The 1,862-nt window shown below is 67.2% G+C and carries 2 protein-coding genes and 1 pseudogene; all 3 read left to right on the top strand.

Features of this window, described 5'->3' with window-relative positions; all coding sequences use genetic code 11:
* Positions 1–305, top strand: a pseudogene (locus DMB66_RS62110) (transcription termination factor Rho); the annotation flags it as partial.
* A gap of 149 nt (positions 306–454) precedes the next feature.
* On the top strand, positions 455–1,015 hold the full coding sequence (locus DMB66_RS58695; RefSeq protein WP_125812579.1) for a hypothetical protein: 561 nt from the start codon (positions 455–457) through the stop codon (positions 1,013–1,015).
* Between the two features lie 39 nt (positions 1,016–1,054).
* The coding region (locus DMB66_RS58690) for an FAD-dependent oxidoreductase (protein ID WP_125812578.1) at positions 1,055–1,862 on the top strand (808 nt) is incomplete at its 3' end.

Here is a 1,862-nt window from a genome sequence, read left to right as displayed (position 1 = left end):
CCGCGATGGACACCGTCATCTTCGAGGAGTTCAAGAGCACCGGCAACGCCGAGCTCAAGCTGGACCGGTCGCTGGCCGAGTCCCGGCTCTTCCCGGCGATCGACGTCACCGGTTCGGGCACCCGGCACGACGAGACGCTGGTGGCGCCGACCGAGCTTGCCCTGATGCACCAACTCCGCCGGGCGCTCACCGGTCAGGACCGCAAGCAGAGCCTGCAGCAGCTGCTCGAGCACCTCAAGGCCACGGCCACGAATGCCGAGTTCCTGCGCCGCGCCGCCCGGGGACTGGGACATTCCGGAGACTAAACAGGACAAATGATCAACCTTGACACGCCGGCGCACCGGCGCGCGGGTGACGGACGTTCGGCCAGCTGATCTTCGCGCTCCGGACAATTCAGCTCTCGGCAGAGCGAACTCGCTGGTGGTCGCTCGTTTCGGCGTGGGACTCTCTGCTGGTGAATTCAGATCTATCCAAAGTGCCCGCCCGGGCCTACAACGCCGAGCAGACGGACGCCGGCTGGCGTTCCATGTCCATGCTGGTCCGGCATGTGCAGCGCGGCGGTCACCCGGCCGGCGTGGCGCCGACGGTGGAGCTGCAGGCCGGCGAGAAGCAGTACGGCTCGTTCCTCGTCGACGTCTCCGCGTATTTCTCCAAGACGGTGGACTATTCGAGCAGCATCTTCGCCAGCGGCGGGCTGTTCTTCACCGAGCACAGCACCGAGACCCGGGACGGCTGGCGCGACGGCGACCGGCAGGCCGTGGTCGTCACCAGTCAGCGGCTGCTGCTCGGCGGCGTGGCGTACGATTTTCGCTCGTTGATCATGATTCAGCCCAACCCGCTCGACTGGTCGGTGAACCTCTACTTCCAGGGCGCCCAGCCGATCATGCTGCGCGGGCCGTGGGTGCCGTGGATGACCGTGGTCATGTGCGCCGAGCTCTACGGGTCGCCCTGGCCCCCCGGCCACGCGCCGGAGATCGATATCCCGATCAAGGTCATGTGCGAAAACGCGCAATAGCGCGGGCGCAGCCCGGAGGATCCTGTCACGCTGGGATCCGTGTATGACTACGACCTGTTGGTGCTGGGCTCCGGGCCCAGCGGTCAGAAGGCGGCCATCGCCGCCGCCAAGCTGGGCCGGCGGGTCGCCATCGTCGACCGCCGCGACATGCTCGGCGGGGTGTGCATCAACACCGGCACAGTGCCTTCCAAGACTCTGCGCGAGGCCGTGCTCTACCTGACCGGCCTGAGCCAGCGCGACCTGTACGGCAGCAGCTACCGCGTCAAGGAGCAGATCACGGTCAGTGACCTGGCCGCGCGGACCTCGCACGTGATCACCCGGCAGACCGATGTCATCCGCAACCAGCTGGCCCGCAACCACATCGCGATGCTCACCGGCACCGGCCACTTCACCGACGCGCACTCCCTCTCGATCGACGACGGCAGCGGACGCGACACCAAGGTCACCGCCGACAAGATCATTATCGCCGCGGGCACCCGGCCGGCCCGGCCGGACAGCGTCGACTTCGACGACCGGACGATCGTCGACTCGGACGGCGTGATCAACCTGGACAAGGTGCCGCGCAGCATGGTCGTGGTCGGCGCCGGGGTGATCGGCATGGAGTACGCCTCCATGTTTGCCGCCCTCGGCACCAAGGTCACCGTCGTCGAGCGGCGGGACAAGATGCTCGACTTCTGCGACGAGGAGATCATCGAATCGCTGAAGTACCACCTGCGCGACCTCTCGGTGACGTTCCGGTTCGGCGAGGAGGTGGCCGCCGTCGAGCGCCACCAGACCGCCGCGCTCTGCATCCTCAAGAGCGGCAAGAAGATCGCGGCCGACACGGTGATGTATTCGGCCGGCCGGC

It is taken from the genome of Actinoplanes sp. ATCC 53533 (assembly GCF_003947245.1).
This window is presented reverse-complemented; position numbering and strand designations above follow the sequence as displayed.